Annotated in this window: 11 protein-coding genes and 2 pseudogenes; 8 read left to right on the top strand and 5 right to left on the bottom strand. The window is 67.1% G+C overall.

The features are described 5' to 3' along the window. Positions 1 to 71 precede the first annotated feature (71 nt). Positions 72 to 314 (top strand): hypothetical protein, encoded by a 243-nt coding sequence (locus tag J3476_RS08010; RefSeq protein WP_207065963.1) that lies wholly within the window; start codon positions 72 to 74, stop codon positions 312 to 314. Positions 315 to 391: 77 nt separating this feature from the next. Here J3476_RS08010 and J3476_RS27865 read toward each other — a convergent pair whose 3' ends face one another. Continuing rightward, positions 392 to 526 carry a hypothetical protein gene (locus J3476_RS27865; protein WP_286182744.1) on the bottom strand — a complete coding sequence of 45 codons (135 nt, stop codon included), beginning with the start codon at positions 524 to 526 and terminating at the stop codon, positions 392 to 394. A 226-nt stretch (positions 527 to 752) separates the two neighbouring features. Here J3476_RS27865 and J3476_RS08005 point away from each other — a divergent pair, with 226 nt between their 5' ends. Then, positions 753 to 1,892 carry a glycosyltransferase gene (locus J3476_RS08005; protein ID WP_207065962.1) on the top strand — a complete coding sequence of 380 codons (1,140 nt, stop codon included), beginning with the start codon at positions 753 to 755 and terminating at the stop codon, positions 1,890 to 1,892. A gap of 215 nt (positions 1,893 to 2,107) precedes the next feature. Further along, positions 2,108 to 3,290 (top strand): annotated as a pseudogene (locus J3476_RS08000) (fatty acid desaturase). Here J3476_RS08000 and J3476_RS07995 read toward each other — a convergent pair. Next, positions 3,255 to 4,889 carry a fatty acyl-AMP ligase gene (locus tag J3476_RS07995; RefSeq protein WP_207065961.1) on the bottom strand — a complete coding sequence of 545 codons (1,635 nt, stop codon included), beginning with the start codon at positions 4,887 to 4,889 and terminating at the stop codon, positions 3,255 to 3,257. The pseudogene J3476_RS08000 and the gene J3476_RS07995 overlap by 36 nt on opposite strands. 308 nt (positions 4,890 to 5,197) lie before the next feature. Between J3476_RS07995 and J3476_RS07990 the strand changes: the two genes are divergently transcribed. Together J3476_RS07990 and J3476_RS07985 are read left to right on the top strand one after the other, a co-directional pair. Beyond that, positions 5,198 to 7,819 (top strand): CocE/NonD family hydrolase, encoded by a 2,622-nt coding sequence (locus tag J3476_RS07990; RefSeq protein WP_286182742.1) that lies wholly within the window; start codon positions 5,198 to 5,200, stop codon positions 7,817 to 7,819. A gap of 285 nt (positions 7,820 to 8,104) precedes the next feature. Beyond that, positions 8,105 to 9,184 carry a hypothetical protein gene (locus tag J3476_RS07985; RefSeq protein ID WP_207065960.1) on the top strand — a complete coding sequence of 360 codons (1,080 nt, stop codon included), beginning with the start codon at positions 8,105 to 8,107 and terminating at the stop codon, positions 9,182 to 9,184. A gap of 100 nt (positions 9,185 to 9,284) precedes the next feature. Here J3476_RS07985 and J3476_RS07980 read toward each other — a convergent pair. Next, a pseudogene (locus tag J3476_RS07980) lies at positions 9,285 to 10,436 on the bottom strand (alpha/beta hydrolase family protein). Between the two features lie 192 nt (positions 10,437 to 10,628). On the opposite strand from J3476_RS07980, the gene J3476_RS07975 reads away from it, so the two are divergent. Next, the gene (locus J3476_RS07975; protein WP_207065959.1) at positions 10,629 to 11,474 is read left to right on the top strand and encodes a type IV toxin-antitoxin system AbiEi family antitoxin; all 846 of its coding nucleotides are present in this window, start codon (positions 10,629 to 10,631) and stop codon (positions 11,472 to 11,474) included. A 198-nt stretch (positions 11,475 to 11,672) separates the two neighbouring features. Here J3476_RS07975 and J3476_RS07970 read toward each other — a convergent pair whose 3' ends face one another. Further along, entirely contained in the window at positions 11,673 to 14,528 is a 2,856-nt protein-coding gene (locus J3476_RS07970) for an RND family transporter (protein WP_207065958.1), read from the bottom strand. After that, entirely contained in the window at positions 14,525 to 14,950 is a 426-nt protein-coding gene (locus J3476_RS07965) for an MmpS family transport accessory protein (protein ID WP_207065957.1), read from the bottom strand. The genes J3476_RS07970 and J3476_RS07965 overlap by 4 nt, the downstream gene beginning before the upstream one ends. Before the next feature lie 137 nt (positions 14,951 to 15,087). Between J3476_RS07965 and J3476_RS07960 the strand changes: the two genes are divergently transcribed. Together J3476_RS07960 and J3476_RS07955 are read left to right on the top strand one after the other, a co-directional pair. Next, positions 15,088 to 15,753, top strand: coding sequence for a TetR/AcrR family transcriptional regulator (locus tag J3476_RS07960; RefSeq protein WP_207065956.1), 666 nt, complete (start codon positions 15,088 to 15,090; stop codon positions 15,751 to 15,753). Between the two features lie 104 nt (positions 15,754 to 15,857). After that, positions 15,858 to 16,394, top strand: a complete 537-nt coding sequence (locus J3476_RS07955; protein ID WP_207065955.1) for a YceI family protein — start codon at positions 15,858 to 15,860, stop codon at positions 16,392 to 16,394. Positions 16,395 to 16,443: the final 49 nt, after the last annotated feature.

Here is a 16,443-nt window from a genome sequence, read left to right as displayed (position 1 = left end):
GTCTCTGGCTCCCCACCGCGCTGGCTGATCGCGACGTTCTTCCGAGAGACATCCCGCGAGCGAGGAAACCGATGACCGAAAAACCCTCAGAATTCACAGCTTTCAACAATTTCACCATCGACAAGCTGGACCCGCGGGCCGAGATCTCGCGCCGCATGTTGAAGCGTCTGGAAAACGTCGACAATGCCGCCACCGGTGGCCCGCGAACACCCGAAGGTCGTGCCGCGCTGGCGTCGAGCGTCGTGGCGCACGCGGTGGTCGAGCTGGAGACTCTGATCCTGGATCTGACCAACAAGCTGGAATCGAAGTCCTAGGGACTCGGTAAAGCCTTCCCAGCCGCCCAACCGGCGACTGGGAAGGTGTACCTGCTAGCCGGGAAAAGCTCTGGCGGTCAGCGCTTTATGTCGTTGACTGTGCTGGCCGAGGACGCCTTTGCAGCTGCCTTGGCATGTTTGTCGGCGCGCTTTTCCTTCAGCGACTTGCCTGACTTCTTGGTCATCGATTGTCGGGGGGACTTGTCGGACATGGATCGGACCCTTCGTTGCGGAGCCCTGGATGGTCCCGGTGTCCCGACACTACGCGCGAATTCCAGCCCCGACAGGGTGTACCGTGGAGAAGTTGGGAATCCTGCCAGTCCGGCAAGCATCTGGTTCGCTCTGGACACGCCGAGCAACCCGCTCGCGCCGGACATGCCGGTACCAACCGGCTGTAGGAATTTTGTGAACACCTTGTCTTTGTCTGGCTCCCATCGAATGTCCGCAGCGCCCCAACGTCTTTCGCGCAGTGTTCGAGTGGGTTTCATGGGCTCGGGTTCACCGATTCGGAAAGGATCGGCCCGGTTCGGTGCCGGCTTGGTGGCCGCACTGCGCCGCAGTGGTACCGAGGTCGACTTCGTCCGAGTCCGTGACAGCGCGTCGACGCACGAGAGTACCGAGCAACTCGGTGAAACACGGGCCGAGTCCGCGACCAGATGTGCAGAGTTGTTGAACGCCAGCGGAATCGCTGTCATCCAGCACGACGACGGCTTGTACGGCGGCACCCACGGCGACGAACTCTTGGGAGTCATCGACCGGCTCCGTGTCCCGATCATCGTGGTCGTCCACTCGGTGCCCAAAGACCCGGAGCCACATCAGCGCTGGGTTCTGGAACGGATAGCCGCATCGGCCGACCGCCTGGTGGTGCTGTCGGAGGCGGCGCGCGAGCGACTGTCCCGCGACTACGCGGTGGAGCGCACCCGGGTGGTGACCATTCCGCATGGCGGGACCGTCCCCACCACGGCGCGCAGCAAGCGTGCGAGCAGACCGGTGATCTTGACCTGGGGCTTGTTGCGGCCCGGGATGGGGGTCGAGCGCGTGATCGACGCCATGAGCACCCTGCAGGACGCTCCGGGTCAACCCCGATATCTGGTCGTGGGTCCGACCCATCCGCAGGAGTCGGCAGCCAACGGCGAGGCCTATCGCGACGCGCTGGTCGAGCAGGCCCGCAGGTTGGGGGTGTCCGGCTCGGTGTCTTTCGACCCACGGTTTCACGACGGAGAAGCGCTCACATCGCTGATCCAGACGGCCAGCGTCGTGGCCTTGCCCTACGACTCGACCGAGAAGGTCACCTCCAGCGTGCTGGTTGATGCCGTGGTCAGTGGCAGGCCTGTCGTCGCAACGGCCTTCCCCCATGCCCTCGAGATGCTCTGCGGGGGTGCCGGCATCCTGGTCGACCGCGACGACCCGGCCGCTCTGTCCGCGGCCCTGCGGCAGGTGTTGACGCAACCGCGCCTCGCGGGGTCCATGGCCGCGCAGGCACGCGAACTCGCATCTCAGGTTGCCTGGCCGGTGGTCGCCGAGGCTTACCTCGGGCTGGCCCATCGGGTACTCGCTGATCGGCAGCGCCGCAGGTAGCGTCGAGATGTCTCATCGATTCTGCCGCAGCGCTTTCGGTCCCGGGATGGGTGCGGGTCAGACGATGTGTCCACCACGTGGTCGGCGAGCTGAGGTAAACTGCGAAGACGCCGACAGTCCGCCACAGCTCCCCCCTTCTGGCTGGTGGCCCGCAGAGAATTCGGCTCGTACTCGAGCCCACGTGACGTTGACCGACATACCGACGGGACACCACTTTGGCCATCGCTGACATCGCTGCGTTCGCGCATCTGAGCGATTCGGAAATCGAGTCGCTGGGCGACGAACTCGACAGCATCCGCCGTGACATCGAGGATTCGTTGGGCGCGGCGGACGCCGCGTACATCCGCCGCACCATCTCGTTCCAGCGCACTCTCGACGTGGTCGCCCGCTTGGTCATCGCAGGCTCGACGTCGCGAATGGGCTGGCTGGTCGGCGCGACAGCCCTGGCCTTCGCCAAGAGCATCGAGAACATGGAGATCGGCCACAACGTCGTCCATGGCCAGTGGGACTGGATGAACGACCCGGAGATCCACTCGAACACCTGGGAGTGGGACATGGTCGGGCTGTCGTCGCAATGGCGGTATTCCCACAACTACCGGCACCACGTCTTCAACAATGTGATCGGCGTGGACGACGACCTCGGTTTCGGCGTCTTGCGGGTGACACCAGACCAGCCGTGGAAGCCGGAGAATCTGGTGCAGCCGCTGAGGAATCTGCTGTTGGCGGTCATCTTCGAATGGGGTATCGGCTTGCACGGGATCCATTCGGAGCGCGATCGGGTGGGGGCAGGCACTGTCGAGCACAAGGCGGCCCGCAGGGAGTTGATCCGTAAGTCCGCGCGTCAGGTGCTGAAGGACTATGTGCTGTGGCCCGCTCTGAGCGGCCGACGCTGGCGTCGTACGTTGAGCGCGAACACGGCGGCAAACCTGTGTCGCAACCTCTGGGCCTACGTGGTGATCTTCTGCGGGCACTTTCCCGACGGCGCGGAGAAGTTCAGTGCTGACGTCCTCGAGCACGAGACACGCGGTGAGTGGTATCTACGCCAGATCCTCGGTACCGCGAACTTCAATGCCGGCCCGGTGCTGGCCTTCGCCAGCGGCAACCTTTGTTACCAGATCGAGCATCACCTGTTCCCCGACCTGCCGAGCAATCGTTACGCACAGATCGCGCACCGCGTTCGTGCTGTCTGTGACAAGTACGACCTGCCGTACACCACGGGTTCGATTGCCAAGCAATATCTGTCGACATTCCGGACGATTCACAAACTCGCGCTGCCCGATGGGTTTTTTGACCGCGACCGGTGACGCCGCACCGGAGACCGCGTCCGCGCGCACGCCCGGCGGCGCACTGAAGCGGCTGCGGTCAGCTCACCAACGCCAGCGAATGCGCTCGGCGTAGCTTGCCCGACGGGGTCTTGGGGATGGTGCCCGGTGCGAGCACCACGACGTTTCTGGGCCGCATATCCACCTCGGCGATCACTTCGTGGGCGACTTGGCGTTGGATGCGGCGGACCTGCTCGTCGTCGTCGAAATCGGTGCACTCGACGGCCACGGCGAATGTCTCACGGGACAATCCGGCGTCCAGGCGGACCGCCACCGCGCAGCCGGGTCGCACCCCGCCGACACGGCTGGCGGCGCGCTCGATGTCGGTGGGAAAGATGTTGCGCCCGGCCATGATGATGACGTCCTTGATGCGGCCGCACACCACGACGTCGCCGGATTCGGTGAGATAACCGAGGTCGCCGGTGTCGTACCAGCCGCGCTCATTCTGTGCGGGCAGGAACCCGACGACGGTGGTGTATCCCCGGCTCACCGGTTCGCCGCGGACTTCGATGACCCCGACGCCGCGCGCGGGCAGATCGGAGCCGTCCTCCCCGACGATGCGCACCTCCAGGCCGTGCAGGGGCCGCCCCAACGACACCAGCCGGCGGGTGTGACCGCGGGTGGCGGGGACCGCGCGATGCAGGACCGCGAGCAGATCCGCGTCCACCTCGTCGACCACCATGCCGCGGCCGCATTCGGAAAACGACACCGCGACCGTGGTTTCGGCCATGCCGTAGGCCGGCACGATCGCCTCCGGGCGCAGACCGAACGGGGCGCCGGCGTTGCACAGTTCCTCGACATCGAGAGGATCCACCTGCTCGGCGCCCGACAGTGCCCAGCGCAGACAGGAGAGGTCGAACTCGCCGGGGGTGGCCTGGCGACGCAGCCGCTTGGCCAGCAGGGTGTAGGCGAAGTTCGGTGCCGCGGTCATGGTGCCGCGGTACTTGGCGATCAGCCGCGGCCACAGCAAGATGTCGTGAAGGAAGTCCATCGGCGTGATCTTGACCAGCTCGGCACCGAAATACATCGGGACGGTGAGGTAGCCGGTCATACCCATGTCGTGAAAACAGGGCAGCCAGCTGACGATCACGTCGGTGTCGATGTCGAAGTCGCAGCCGACCGTCATCGCTTCCGCGTTGGCGACGATGTTGGCGTGGGTGATCTGAACGGCTTTGGGGGAGCCGGTGGAGCCGGACGTCAGCTGCATCAGCGCGACGTCGTCGTCGGCGGTGTCCACGGGGTCGGCGGGCGGGCCGGTCAGCAGCTCGGCGACGGTCAGCACCGTCATGCCCAGCTCGGCCAGCACGGGCGCGGCGGCCATGAACGGGTCGGAGACGACGACCGCCTTGGCCGCGATCATGTCGATGACGGCGGTGGTCTCCTCGGCCCAGCGCACCAGGTCGGTCCGGGGAGTGGGCTGGTGCAGCATGGTGACGCTGGCCCCGCGCATCCAGATTCCCTGCGCGGTCGGGGCGATCTCCACCGGGGCGCCGGCCAGGACGGCGACCGCGTCGCCGTGACCCACCCCGGCCGCAGCCAGCGCGCCCGCGATACTGCGCGCCCGTTCGTGCACCTCGGCCCACGATTGGCGCAACGGAGCGTGGGGATCGCCGGTGATGAAACCCTTCGTGCTGCTCGCAGCGTTGGCATACATGGTTCGGGTGAAGCGACTCATTGCGTTCCTCTGCGACGCCGACGTGGCGTGGTGCGAGCCGCTGGAGTTCGACTGTGGGTAAGGCCTGCCCCCTCGTTGGATCCACCCCAGATGGTCCTCAGGTGACTCGACCGTACCGGTCTTGGCCCGGTCCCGTGGCCAACGCGCCCGGTTGAGCGGTGAGCTTTCTGCTTTGCTGGGGTGGATTCCGCCGGGTTCGGCGGCGTACGCAGCGAAATCCGTCGACGAACCGCCGCGGATCTGACTCATCAGTAAGAAATGATCGAAGGCGTCCCTAAGTCACGTTAGGCAAGGTAAGTATGTCTCCCATGGGAGCGGGGTCGTACGTAGGTCGAATCGGTTCATTGGCGGTGGCGCTCGGCGTCGGAGCGGCGATCGTGGCCGGCGCCGGAGTCGCGGCAGCTGAGGACAGCGAGGGTTCCTCGTCGTCGGCGTCTTCGGAGTCGTCTTCTTCGTCGGAGTCGGGATCGTCGACGTCGGGTCCGTCGGGTTCTTCGACGTCGGGTACGTCGGGAGCTGGTGACGCCGGGGAGCGCGAACCCTCTGACGACACCGTCAATTCCGATGACGGTGCCGGCCTCGATGGTGAAGACAGCGTCGACGACAACGCCGTGGACGCGGCCGACGAAGACGCCGTTGACGAGGACGCCGTGGACCCCGAGGACGAGGTCGACGAGGACGCGGCCGATGAGGACGCGGTCGGCGACGACACTGTTGACGACGTCGATGAAGACGCCGCAGAGGAGGACGCCTCCGTCGACGAAACGCCGGACGAGGCCGGCGGAGACGACGAGGCGACCGGTGGCAACGAGTCGGCCGATGAGGCCGCCGGTGGTGCCGACGGTCGCAGCGACCGCCCCGAGTTGTCCGACGCCGAACCGGCCGGCGGCGACGCGGTCGAGGAACCGGCTTCCGTCGAGGTCGAGGAGCCGGCAGCTGCCGAGACGCCGACCGACGAGGGCGAGCAACCGGCCACGGAACAGCCCGCGGCCGGGCAACCGGCCGAACCCAGCCCGGTCTCCGAGCCCGCCGATCCCGAGGTGCCCGGTGCCGAGGCCGAGGTCGTCACCGCCGACGTGTCAGCCCTCGACCCCGAGCAGCAGGCCCTCGACGAGGGCCCCGCGCTGCCCGCGCTCGCCTCGTTGGTCATGTCCATCGTCGGCGCCGGTCGCGAAGCCACCAACGAAACCCCCGAAAGCGTCGGCGATCTGGTGACCACCAGCCTGGTGGAGGCCGATGCTGCGGCGCAGTATCCGATCCCGACCGACGTGGTCGTCGAGCAGTGGACACCGCCGTTGCAGTGGCTGCAGAACATCCCGGTGCTGGGGCCTTTGGTGGTCACCCCGCTGGTTGGGCTGGCCCACGTGATCCCGTTCGTCGGCGACATCCTGAATCCGGTGATCGGGTTCCCGATCGACCACTGGGCTCCCGAGGGGACTCCGCAGGCGCGCAGCTTCCGGGTGACGTCGTTCGACGGCACCCGGATCTTCGTGCACTTCATGCCTGCCAAGGGACTGCAGGCCGGTGAGACCGCGCCGACCGTGCTCAACGGTCCCGGTCTGGGCCTGCCCGGCGCGACCACGCTCGAGCTCGATGTCGACAGCTTCCTGCCGCGGGACACGATCGGTGTCGGCGCGCTGCGTGAGGCGGGCTACAACGTCGTCACCTGGGATCCGCGTGGGGAGTGGCGGTCCGAGGGGATCATGACGCTGGATTCGCCCGACTACGAGGGCCGCGACATGTCCCACATCATCAGCTATCTGGCCACCCTGCCCGAGGTCGCGCTCGACGCCGCGAACGATCCCAGGATCGGCATGACCGGCGCCTCCTACGGCGGCGGCATCCAACTCGCCACTGCGGCAATCGATCACCGCATCGACGCCATCGTGCCGACGATCGCCTGGAACAGCCTGGTGGACGTGCTGTTTCCGCGGGGCGCCGTCAACAGCGGGTGGGGCACCCTGTTGCCGACGGTGCTTGCGCTGACGTTCGCCCGTGAGCACCCGCGCATCTTCCCGGTGGCCATCCAGGGCGTGTTGTTCGGCATCGCCGAAGACTCCGACATCGAGTTGGTCAACGATCTGGGCTTCCAGGACCAGATCGGCGACATCACCGCGCCGACGCTGCTGATCCAGGGCACGGTCGACACGCTGTTCACGCTGGATCAGGCGCACACGAATGCGCTGGCCCTGATCGAGGCCGGCACCACCACCAAGGTGGTCTGGTACTGCGGAGGGCATGGCGCCTGCCTCAGCGACTACAACGACGGTGAAGTGGTCATCGACCGGACGCTGCGCTGGCTGGACCGCTACGTCAAGGGTGACGAAAGCGTCGACACCGGACCGCAATTCGAGTGGGTCGACCAGAACGGCGAGTGGTACAGCGCCGAGGAGTATCCGGTCACCGAGGGCACGCCCGTCGTCGCCGAACGCACGGACCGGCGCACCATTCCGTTCGTCCCGCTGCTCGGTGGGTCCGGACCCAACCCGCTGATCCTGACCCGCGGGCTCATCGCGACGCTGCTCGGTCTGCCCTCGGCGGCGGGCGCGATCAACGCGGTCAGCCTGCGCGTGCCTGACGTCACCGAGTTGACGCACATCGTCGGCGCGCCGGAGATCACGCTCACCTATTCCGGTGACGGCAACGCCGAGCACGTCTACGCGCAGATCGTCGACGATCGAACCGGTCTGGTGCTGGGCAACCACGCCACACCGATCCCGGTGGTGCTCGACGGTGACACGCACACGGTGACGTTCTCGATGGGGCAGGTCGCGCACACGCTGGCGCCGGGGCAGTCGGTCACCGTGCAGATCGTGACGTCGTCGGCGAAGTTCCTGAACTTCTACTCCTGGGGCGCGATCACCGTCGAGGGGATGTCGGTGAGCCTGCCGACCCGCGCGGCCGAGGAGTCAGCCACCGTCGCAGCCTGACCACCGCGTCCGCGTCTGGGCCGGTTGCATCGAGAACGTTCGGGGCGTCGCATCCAGAACGTTGAGACTGCGTTCACGTCGGGGTCTACTCGCACTTCTCCGCGCTGGCTGCAGTCTCAACGCGGTGAGTTTGGCTCGCCGTGAGCGTGGTATGGCCTCCCCAGGCCGACTGCGGCGTATCGTCGTTGCTGCTGGGGGTGGTGACATGTGTGGTTTCGGGACAGATCGAGGGAATCCCCCGATTTCTCGGCGGGGGCGGGCAGTCCACGATTCACCGATGGAGTCATGTCGGTAGACGGCGCCACGGTGCTGTGCCCGCTCGGTCACGTCAACAGAGGTGACCGGCGCTTCTGCATGGTCTGCGGAGCCTCGATCGAGATCCTGGACTGGCCGGAGGACGTCGATACGCCACCGGCGAATCGACGGATTCTGGCTGTGGCGGGTATGGCGATCGCGGTGCTGATCGTCGTCGGCGTGGCCGCCTTCATCGTGTTCGCGCCGTCCTCCGGAGACAACTCCGAGCAGCGGCGCAGCGACGGCTTCGTCACCGGAACCCCGTCGGCGATGCCGACCGGTCCCGTCTTCTGCCCGGCCCCACCGACGATCCGGGCCGAGTCGATGGAGTTGCGCGCCGAAGGGCTTGCCGTCGACGCGGCCTTCTTGTCCCCGTGTCCGGGGGAGCCGCTCGAGGCTGACGCCGAATTACGCATCACCGTCACCGACGGCCAGCGCGACATCGCGGCGGGCGCTTTCGACTTCGCGACCTATCCGTTGGCCCTGGAGCCCAGTCTGCCCGCGCGCCGGACGCTGATCTTCCCGCCCGGGATGTACTGGCGCACGCCAGATATGGTGCCGGAGACCCCGACGGTGACCGCGCATCGGGGTGCGGCGGTACCGGCCGGTGTCACACCGCCGAAGACGTCAGGATTCGACCTGCTGCTCGCCGCGGCGCCCGCGGTACCCGAGCACGGCAGCGTCAACGGAGTGGCGCAGGCGGTGCTGGAAGAGCTCCGCAGCGGCGACTATTCCGGCGCGGTCGCAGATCTCGCGAATCGCTGGGTCCCGCAGCTCAGTTCGATGAAAGTGGGGCAGTCCGTCGACGGGGTGACATCGACCGCCGCGGATGTGTTGCGAGACCATCTGGCGCTGCGGCAGCAGTTCAGCGGTGCCCGGTTGCTCTGGTCGGGTCACTGGTCGACGTTCGACAGCCCAGACTGGTGGGTGACGGTCGTCGGCCCGCCGAAGCTGAGCGCCACCGAGGCCAACCGGTGGTGCGATGTCAACGGATTCGCCGTCGACGAGTGCTTCGCGAAGTTCGTCAGCTCGGCGGCGGGCGTCACGGGCACCACCGTCTATCGTGAATGACGTTCAGACCCCGCCCAGCGCGCACCAGATGCGTTGAGACTGCAGCCACAGCGGGGTCTACTCGCACTTTCCCGCGCTGGGCGCAGTCTCAACGGTGTGGTCAGCTGGCGAAGACGCTGCGCAGGAACGGCGTCGAGTCCGCCATCGACGCCAGCACCGTGCCCGAGTGATCCTACTCGGGATAGATACGCAGCGTGACGTTCTGGTTGTTGGCGACCAGCTGGTCGTAGAACGCCAACGTCGACGCCGGCGGCACGTCGCGGTCGAGCAGCCCCACGCCGAGGAACAGCGGCCGGTCGAACCCCGTCGACGGTGTCCCCATGTATTCATAGAGCGCGTCGGCCATTCCGGGGATCGACGACAGCGGGGCGCTGAAGAAGGCCGCCGGGTTGAGGTCGGCGAGCTCGTCGGTCAGCGGACGCACGCAGACCGTCTCGGCGCGCTCGGCGGCCGCCAGCCCCTCCGGAGTCAGCACGCTGTTGATGTCGAGGTCGGGGCGGGCTTCCCGGAACGCGGCCAAAATGTAGGCGGTATAGGCGTTGGCGACCGGCCCGAGTTCAGGCAGCTCGAGGGCGGGGCCGGCCTGCCGGACGAAGTTGTCGATGTTGGCGGGGGTGCCGGTGGCGACGACGCCGCGGTAGTCCAGTCGGGTGCCGGCGCTGAACTCGGTGGCCCAGCGGGCGCTGGCGACGGCGGCCCCGCCGCCCTGGGACTGCCCGACGATCGCCCACTCGGGCGACAGTGGCAGGCCCATGTCGTGGGCGGCGATGACGGAGTCGACGACGCCGTGGGCGGTGGTGACGCTGTTGAGGTAGCTCATCAGACCGGGGGTGCCCAGGCCGGCGTAGTCGCTGGCGACCACCGCGTAGCCCTGGTTGAGCCAGTGCGACAGGTACTCGTCGTCGCGGGGGGAGCGCGGCAGCGCCGACGGGGTGCAGTCGTCGCCGAGCCCGACCGTGCCGTGTGCCCAGGCGATGACGGGGAAACCGCCCTCGGGTGCCGGACCGGGCGGCAGGAACACCGCGCCGGTGCTGACGGCGGGCTGATCATGTTGGTCGACAGTCGAATACAGCACCCGGTAGGCGGGACCGGCCCCGGTCAGCGACAGTGCCGGGTCCAGCGGGACCGACTCGATGGTGGTCCCCGGAGGCGGGATCGGCCCGTCGTAGAAGCGGGCATCCAGGCCGGACCAGTTCAGCGTGGCGGCGTGGGCCAGCGTCGGCGGTATGAGCAGCGCCGCGGCGAAGATCAGGGCTGACAGGACCTGGATTGGCTTGAGGATCCGCACCACTCCAGTCAAACAGTGCGTTCAGACTGCACCCACAGTGGGGTTCACTCGCACTTCTCCGCGCTGACTACATTCTCAACGCAACCTGGGCTGGGGATGAACGTCGGGTTGGGGATGAATCCGCGTTCTGGGTCCAGGAAGTGACACGCTTCGGGCATGGAGGAAATTTTCCTCGGTAGTGAGGCATTGGCGCGCAAGGAGCTGACGGGCCACGAGCTGCGCACCCACCATCGCCGGTTGCTGCCCGATGTGTATGCGCCCAAGCGGGCTGTTCTCACGTTGCCGCAGCGCGCCACAGCAGCGTGGCTGTGGTCGGGGCGTGAGGGTGTCGTCGCGGGACTGACCGCGTCGGCGCTGCACGGCGCGAAGTGGGTGGACGGCGAGGTGATCGTGCTGAACTGGCCCAACCACCGTGCCCCGCCGGGAGTTCGCACCTGCAACGACACCCTGGTGCCGGGCGAGACCACCACGCTGGACGGTCTTCCGGTGACGACGCCCGAGCGAACCGCGTTCGACCTGGCCCGCCGTGACAGCGAGAGCAGAGCGGTGGCCCGGCTGGATGCGCTGGCCAGGGCCACGCACTTCAAGACCGAGGACGTGCTTGCCGTGGCCGACTGGCATCCGCACGTCCGATGGCTGCGGCGGGTGCCGAGGCTGCTCGACCTGGTGGACGCCGGTGCCGAATCTCCCAGGGAGTCGTCGCTGAGGATGATGCTGATCGCCGCGGCGTATCCGAGGCCGACGACGCAGATCCCGGTAGCCGGGCCGGACGGATACCCGAAGTACTTCCTCGACATGGGCTGGGAGAACATCAAAGTCGCGGTCGAGTACGACGGCGAGCATCACCGTGAGGATCCCGACGCCTACCGCAAGGACATCATCCGGATGGAATACCTGGCCGGCGTGGGATGGATCGTGATTCGGGTGGTCAAGGGTCAGACGCAGGCGCACATCCTGTCGCGCGTCGAGCGTGCGGTGCGTGCCCGCGGCGGCTTCTCGTAGCCAGGGAGTCGCCAGTGCCCGCCAAGCCTGCACCAGTGCCCGCGCCCCCGTGCGTCGAGACTGCACTCACCGTGCGTTGAGACTGCGCCCAGTGCGGCGTCTACTCGAACTTTGCCGCAGTACACGCAGTCTCAACGCATGGGGGCCCAACGCATCCGGAGCCCCAACGCATCCGGAGCCCCGGCGCACTAAAGCTCGCTAGTGCGTGGGGAGAGCCTCGACACCGCGCGAGGGCCAGGGCTGCGGGCGGGGGCGCATCCGGACGTGCTGCGGCCACCAGAACCAACGGCCCAGCAGCGCGGCGATCGACGGCGTCATGAACGAGCGCACCACGAACGTGTCGAACAACAGACCCAGCCCGATCGTGGTGCCGACCTGCCCGATGACGATCATGTCGCTCACCGTCATCGAGATCATCGTGAACGCGAACACCATGCCCGCCGCGGTGACGACCGACCCGGTGCCGGCCATCGACCGGATGATGCCGGTGTGCAGCCCGGCGCCCAACTCCTCCTTCATCCGCGACACCAGCAGCAGGTTGTAGTCCGCGCCGACGGCCAGCAGCACGATCACCGACATCGGTAACACCATCCAGTGCAACGGAATCCCGATGAAGTGCTGCCACAGCAGCACCGACAACCCGAACGACGTGCCGAGGCTGAGTACCACGGTCCCGACGATCACCGCCGACGCGACGACGGCGCGGGTCAGGATCAGCATGATCGTGAAGATCAGGATCAGCGCGGCGGTCGCGACGATCAGCAGGTCGTAGTCGGCACCGTGCTGCATGTCCTTGTACAGCGCCGCGCTACCGCCCAGATAGATCGTCGACCCGGCCAGCGGCGTGCCTTTGACGGCGTCCTCGGCGGCGATCTTCAGCGCGTCGATGCGCGCGGTGCCCTCCTCGGTCAGCGGGTCGCCCTGGTGGATGATGGTGAACCGCACCGCATGCCCGTCCGGGGACAGGAAGAGCTTGATGCCGCGCTGGAATTCGGCGGTCTGGAACGCCTCGGGCGGCAGGTAGAACGAGTCGTCGTTCTGGGCGGCGTCGAACGCCTCACCCATCGCGGTGGCGTTGTCCTGCATCGCCATCGTCTGATCCTGCTGCGCCTTCTGGATCTGGTACTGCGTCAGCATGATTTCTTTCTGATGCCGCATGGTCTCGATCATCGGATCCATCAGCGTGACCATCTGCGGCATCAGCGACGCCATCCGCTCGAAATCGGGAATCATCGCGGCGAAGTCCTCGGACATCGACCCGATACCGTCCAAACTCTCGAACACCGAGCGCAGCGCCCAGCACACCGGGATGTCGAAACAGTGTGGCTCCCAGTAGAAGTAGTTGCGGATCGGCCGGAAGAAGTCGTCGAAGTCGGCCAGGTGGTCGCGGACGTCGGCGATCGTCGCGCTGGTGTCCTTCATCTTGGCCACCATGCTGTTGGTGATCTCCGACATCTGCTGGGTCAGCGACTTCATCTTCGTCATCGAGTCGATGCTGACCTGCATGTCGTCGGCCTGGGCGAGCATGTTGTCCAGCATCTTCTGGACGTAGTCGTTGTTCATGATCTGCCCGGTGCTGTTGGCGCTCAACGTGTACGGGATCGTCGAGTGCTCAATCGGCTTGCCCTCCGGGCGGGTGATGGTCTGCACCTCGGCGATGCCGCGCACGTCGACCAGCGCCTTGGCGATCTTGTCGATGACCAGGAAGTCGGCCGGGTTGCGCAGGTCGTGATCGCTTTGCACCATCAGCAGATCGGGGTTCATCGTCGCCGACGAGAAGTGCCGGTCGGCGGCGGCGTAGCCGACGTTGGCGGGGACGTCGTCAGGCAGGTAGACGCGGTCGTCGTAGATGGTGTGATAGCCCGGCAGCGTGAGTAGCCCGACGAGGCAGGCCGCTGTCGCCGCGACCAGGATCGCGCCGGGCCAGCGCACGGTGGCGGTGCCGACGCGGCGCCATCCGCGGGCGCGCCCCAGCCGTTTGGGTTCGAGCACCTTGCCGAACCGGGTGACGATGGAGATGACGGCCGGCCCGAGGGTCAGCGCGGCGGTGACGACGAACGTCATGCCGACCGCCAGCGGAATACCCATGGTCTGGAAGTAGGGCAGCCGGGTGAAGTGCAGGCACGCGGTGGCGCCGGCGATCGTCAACCCGGAGGCCAGGATCACGTGGGCGGTGCCATGGAACATGGTGTAGTACGCCGACTCTCGGTCCTCGCCGTTGCGCCGCGCCTCCTGGTAGCGGCCGACCAGGAAGATGCCGTAGTCGGTGGCCGCGGCGATGGCCAGCGTGACGACCATGTTGGTGGCGAACGTGGTCAGCCCGAACACGTCGTGGTAGCCCAGGAACGACACGATGCCGCGCGCACCCATCAGACCGAGCACCACCATCGACATCACCACCGCGGTGGTGACCACGGAGCGGTAGACGATCAGCAGCATCACGATGATCACCGCGAAGGTGACCATCTCGATGGTGCGCATGCTGGCGTCGCCGACGATGTTCTGGTCGGTGGTGGTGGCCGCCGGCCCGGTGACGTAGGCACGCACCCCGTCGGGCGGTGGCGTCTTGTCGATCAGGGTGCGCACCGCCTTCACCGACTCGTTGGCCAGTGTCTCGCCCTGGTCGCCGGCGATGTAGACCTGCACGTAGGCGGCCTTGTTGTCGTTGCTCTGCGCGCCGGCGGCGGTCAGCGAGTCGCCCCAGAAATCCTGCACGTGCTGGATGTGGGTGGTGTCGGCGCGCAGGTCGGCGACGATCTGGTCGTAGAACTCATGCGCGTCGGCGCCGAGGTCGTCCTGGCCCTCGAGCACGATCATCACCGAGCTGCTGGTGTCGAACTCCTCGAACACCGCGCCGACCTTCTTCGTCGCGATCATCGCCGGCGCGTCGTTGGGGCTCATCGACACCGCGCGCATCTTGCCGACCTCTTCGAGCTGCGGCACAACGACATTCAGCGCGACGATCAGGGCGATCCAGGCCAGGATGATCGGCACCGCCAGCACTCGCAACGTGCGGGGCAGCCAGGGACGCTTGGTCGCGGTGTGTGCGCTCATGCCGACTTCACCACGCAGACGGTCTGGGCGTTCACGCCGGTGGCGGTGTTCTCCTGTTCGAGTTCCCCGTCGACGAGGATGCGGCAGGTGACGTCGTCGCCGTCGCTCTGGGCGAGGATGTTGGCGCTGACGGCGGGCACGGTGGTGCTCAACGTCAGCGACCAGGGCAGCGCGGCGTTTTCGACGCGCTGCGGAATGCCGTCGAGGTCGACGTAGTTGATGACGCCGGTGCTGCCGGAGCCGAACACCTCGTAGGTCACGACTTTGGGGTTGAAGGATTCGGCGGTGTTGTTGCCGGTGGGGGTGACCAGGACCGGGTTGGCGCCGAACGCCTCTCGCAGCTGGCTGACGGTGGTGGCGCCGATGACGACGGCGATGACGATCAGCACGGGCAGCCACACCCGTTTGGCGAGTGCGGTCACGGCTCGGGGGCGTAGAGGTGGGTCACGAACGAGCCTTTCGCCTTGAGCTAGACGGTCTAACGAACTAAGTGGATAGAACCAATCGAAGTGGACAAAGTCAATCCGGTTATCCTGTGACGGCCCGTACACTCGCTCGCATGAGTGCCGGCGAGCAGACGTTGCGCCGCGACGCCGAACGCAACCGGCGGCGCATCATCGAAGCCGCCCGCGAGCTGTGCGCCACCCGCGGCCTCGAGGCCACGCTGAATGAGGTCGCCCATCACGCCAACCTGGGCGTCGGCACCGTCTACCGTCGCTTCCCCACCAAAGAGGCGCTGTTCGAGGCGATCTTCGAAGACGGCGTCGACCAGCTCGTCGCGCTGGCCGAAACCGCGCTGGAAGCCGAGAACTCCTGGGATGGGTTCGCATGGTTCGTGCAGCAGATGACGGAGTTGACGGCGACGGACCGCGGGCTGCGTGAGGTCGCGTTCTCCCGGGCCTGCTGCGGCGGGCGGGTCGACGCCGGGCGCACCCGGCTCGACCCGGTGGTGACGAAGCTGGTGGAGCGGGCGCAGCGGGACGGCTATCTACGCCCGGAGATCCGCTCCACCGACGCGCCGCTGCTGGGTTTGATGGCCGGCGCAGTGAGCGAGTACTCCGACGGGCGGTCGCCCGATCTGTGGCGGCGTTACGTCGCGATCCTGTTGCAGGGCATGCGGTGTCAGCCGGGGTTGGACCGTCTGCCCGTCGACGCGCTGACCCACGATGAGCTCGAGGCCGCCATGTACGCGTGGCCGCCGACGGGGGAGACGGGCGAGCGTTAAGACTCCGAGCGGCGGCGGCTCACGGTCGTTGAGACTGCGGCCACGGTGCCCGCCACTCGCACTTTCCCGCAGTGAGCGCAGCCTCAACGGGGTTAGGGTCGGGCATGGTCTGGAATCTCGATCAGTCCGACGGCGAGCTGCTGGTGCGCACCGGCGTGGCCGGCCCGGCCGCCAAGATGGGCCACCGGCTGACCATCGCGATGCAGACCTGGCACGCGCAGGTGCGCTGGGACGGCGACACCCCCGCCGAGGTCGACCTGACCGTGGAGGTGGATTCGCTGCAGGTGCAGAGCGGTGAGGGCGGGGTGACGCCGCTGACCCCGCCGGAGCGCGTCGTCGCCCGTGCCAACGCGCTCAAGGCGCTCGAGCAGCGTCGCTACCCGCAGATCCGCTTCCACGCCGAGGACATCACCGCGACCGGCGGCGGCTACCGGCTGAGCGGGTCGCTGCAGATCCACGGCCAGACCCGCGACTGCGTGGTCGAGCTGGGGGTCGAGGATCAGGGCGACGAGTGGTCGATGTCGTGTGAACAGCAGGTGCGCCAGACCGATTTCGGGGTCAAGCCCTACTCGCTGGCGATGGGCACGCTCAAGGTCGCCGACGTGGTGACGGTGTCGTGCACGGCGCGGCACTCCAAGTAGCTCACGAGTAGCTCACCTCGAGCGCGTTGAGGCTGCGTTGGCCGCGGTG

This window comes from Mycobacterium sp. PO1 (genome assembly GCF_017312405.1).
Classification (GTDB): Bacteria; Actinomycetota; Actinomycetes; order Mycobacteriales; family Mycobacteriaceae; genus Mycobacterium.
The sequence above is the reverse complement of the archived record's forward strand: the minus strand, read 5'-3'. Positions and strand labels throughout refer to the sequence as shown.

Bases quoted from the DNA above. Each gene is read 5' to 3' on its own strand.
- J3476_RS08010 (WP_207065963.1), top strand. From the start codon at position 72: ATGACCGAAAAACCCTCAGAATTCACAGCTTTCAACAATTTCACCATC.
- J3476_RS27865 (WP_286182744.1), bottom strand. From the start codon at position 526: ATGTCCGACAAGTCCCCCCGACAATCGATGACCAAGAAGTCAGGCAAG.
- J3476_RS08005 (WP_207065962.1), top strand. From the start codon at position 753: ATGTCCGCAGCGCCCCAACGTCTTTCGCGCAGTGTTCGAGTGGGTTTC.
- J3476_RS07995 (WP_207065961.1), bottom strand. From the start codon at position 4,889: ATGAGTCGCTTCACCCGAACCATGTATGCCAACGCTGCGAGCAGCACG.
- J3476_RS07990 (WP_286182742.1), top strand. From the start codon at position 5,198: ATGGGAGCGGGGTCGTACGTAGGTCGAATCGGTTCATTGGCGGTGGCG.
- J3476_RS07985 (WP_207065960.1), top strand. From the start codon at position 8,105: ATGTCGGTAGACGGCGCCACGGTGCTGTGCCCGCTCGGTCACGTCAAC.
- J3476_RS07975 (WP_207065959.1), top strand. From the start codon at position 10,629: ATGGAGGAAATTTTCCTCGGTAGTGAGGCATTGGCGCGCAAGGAGCTG.
- J3476_RS07970 (WP_207065958.1), bottom strand. From the start codon at position 14,528: ATGAGCGCACACACCGCGACCAAGCGTCCCTGGCTGCCCCGCACGTTG.
- J3476_RS07960 (WP_207065956.1), top strand. From the start codon at position 15,088: ATGAGTGCCGGCGAGCAGACGTTGCGCCGCGACGCCGAACGCAACCGG.
- J3476_RS07955 (WP_207065955.1), top strand. From the start codon at position 15,858: ATGGTCTGGAATCTCGATCAGTCCGACGGCGAGCTGCTGGTGCGCACC.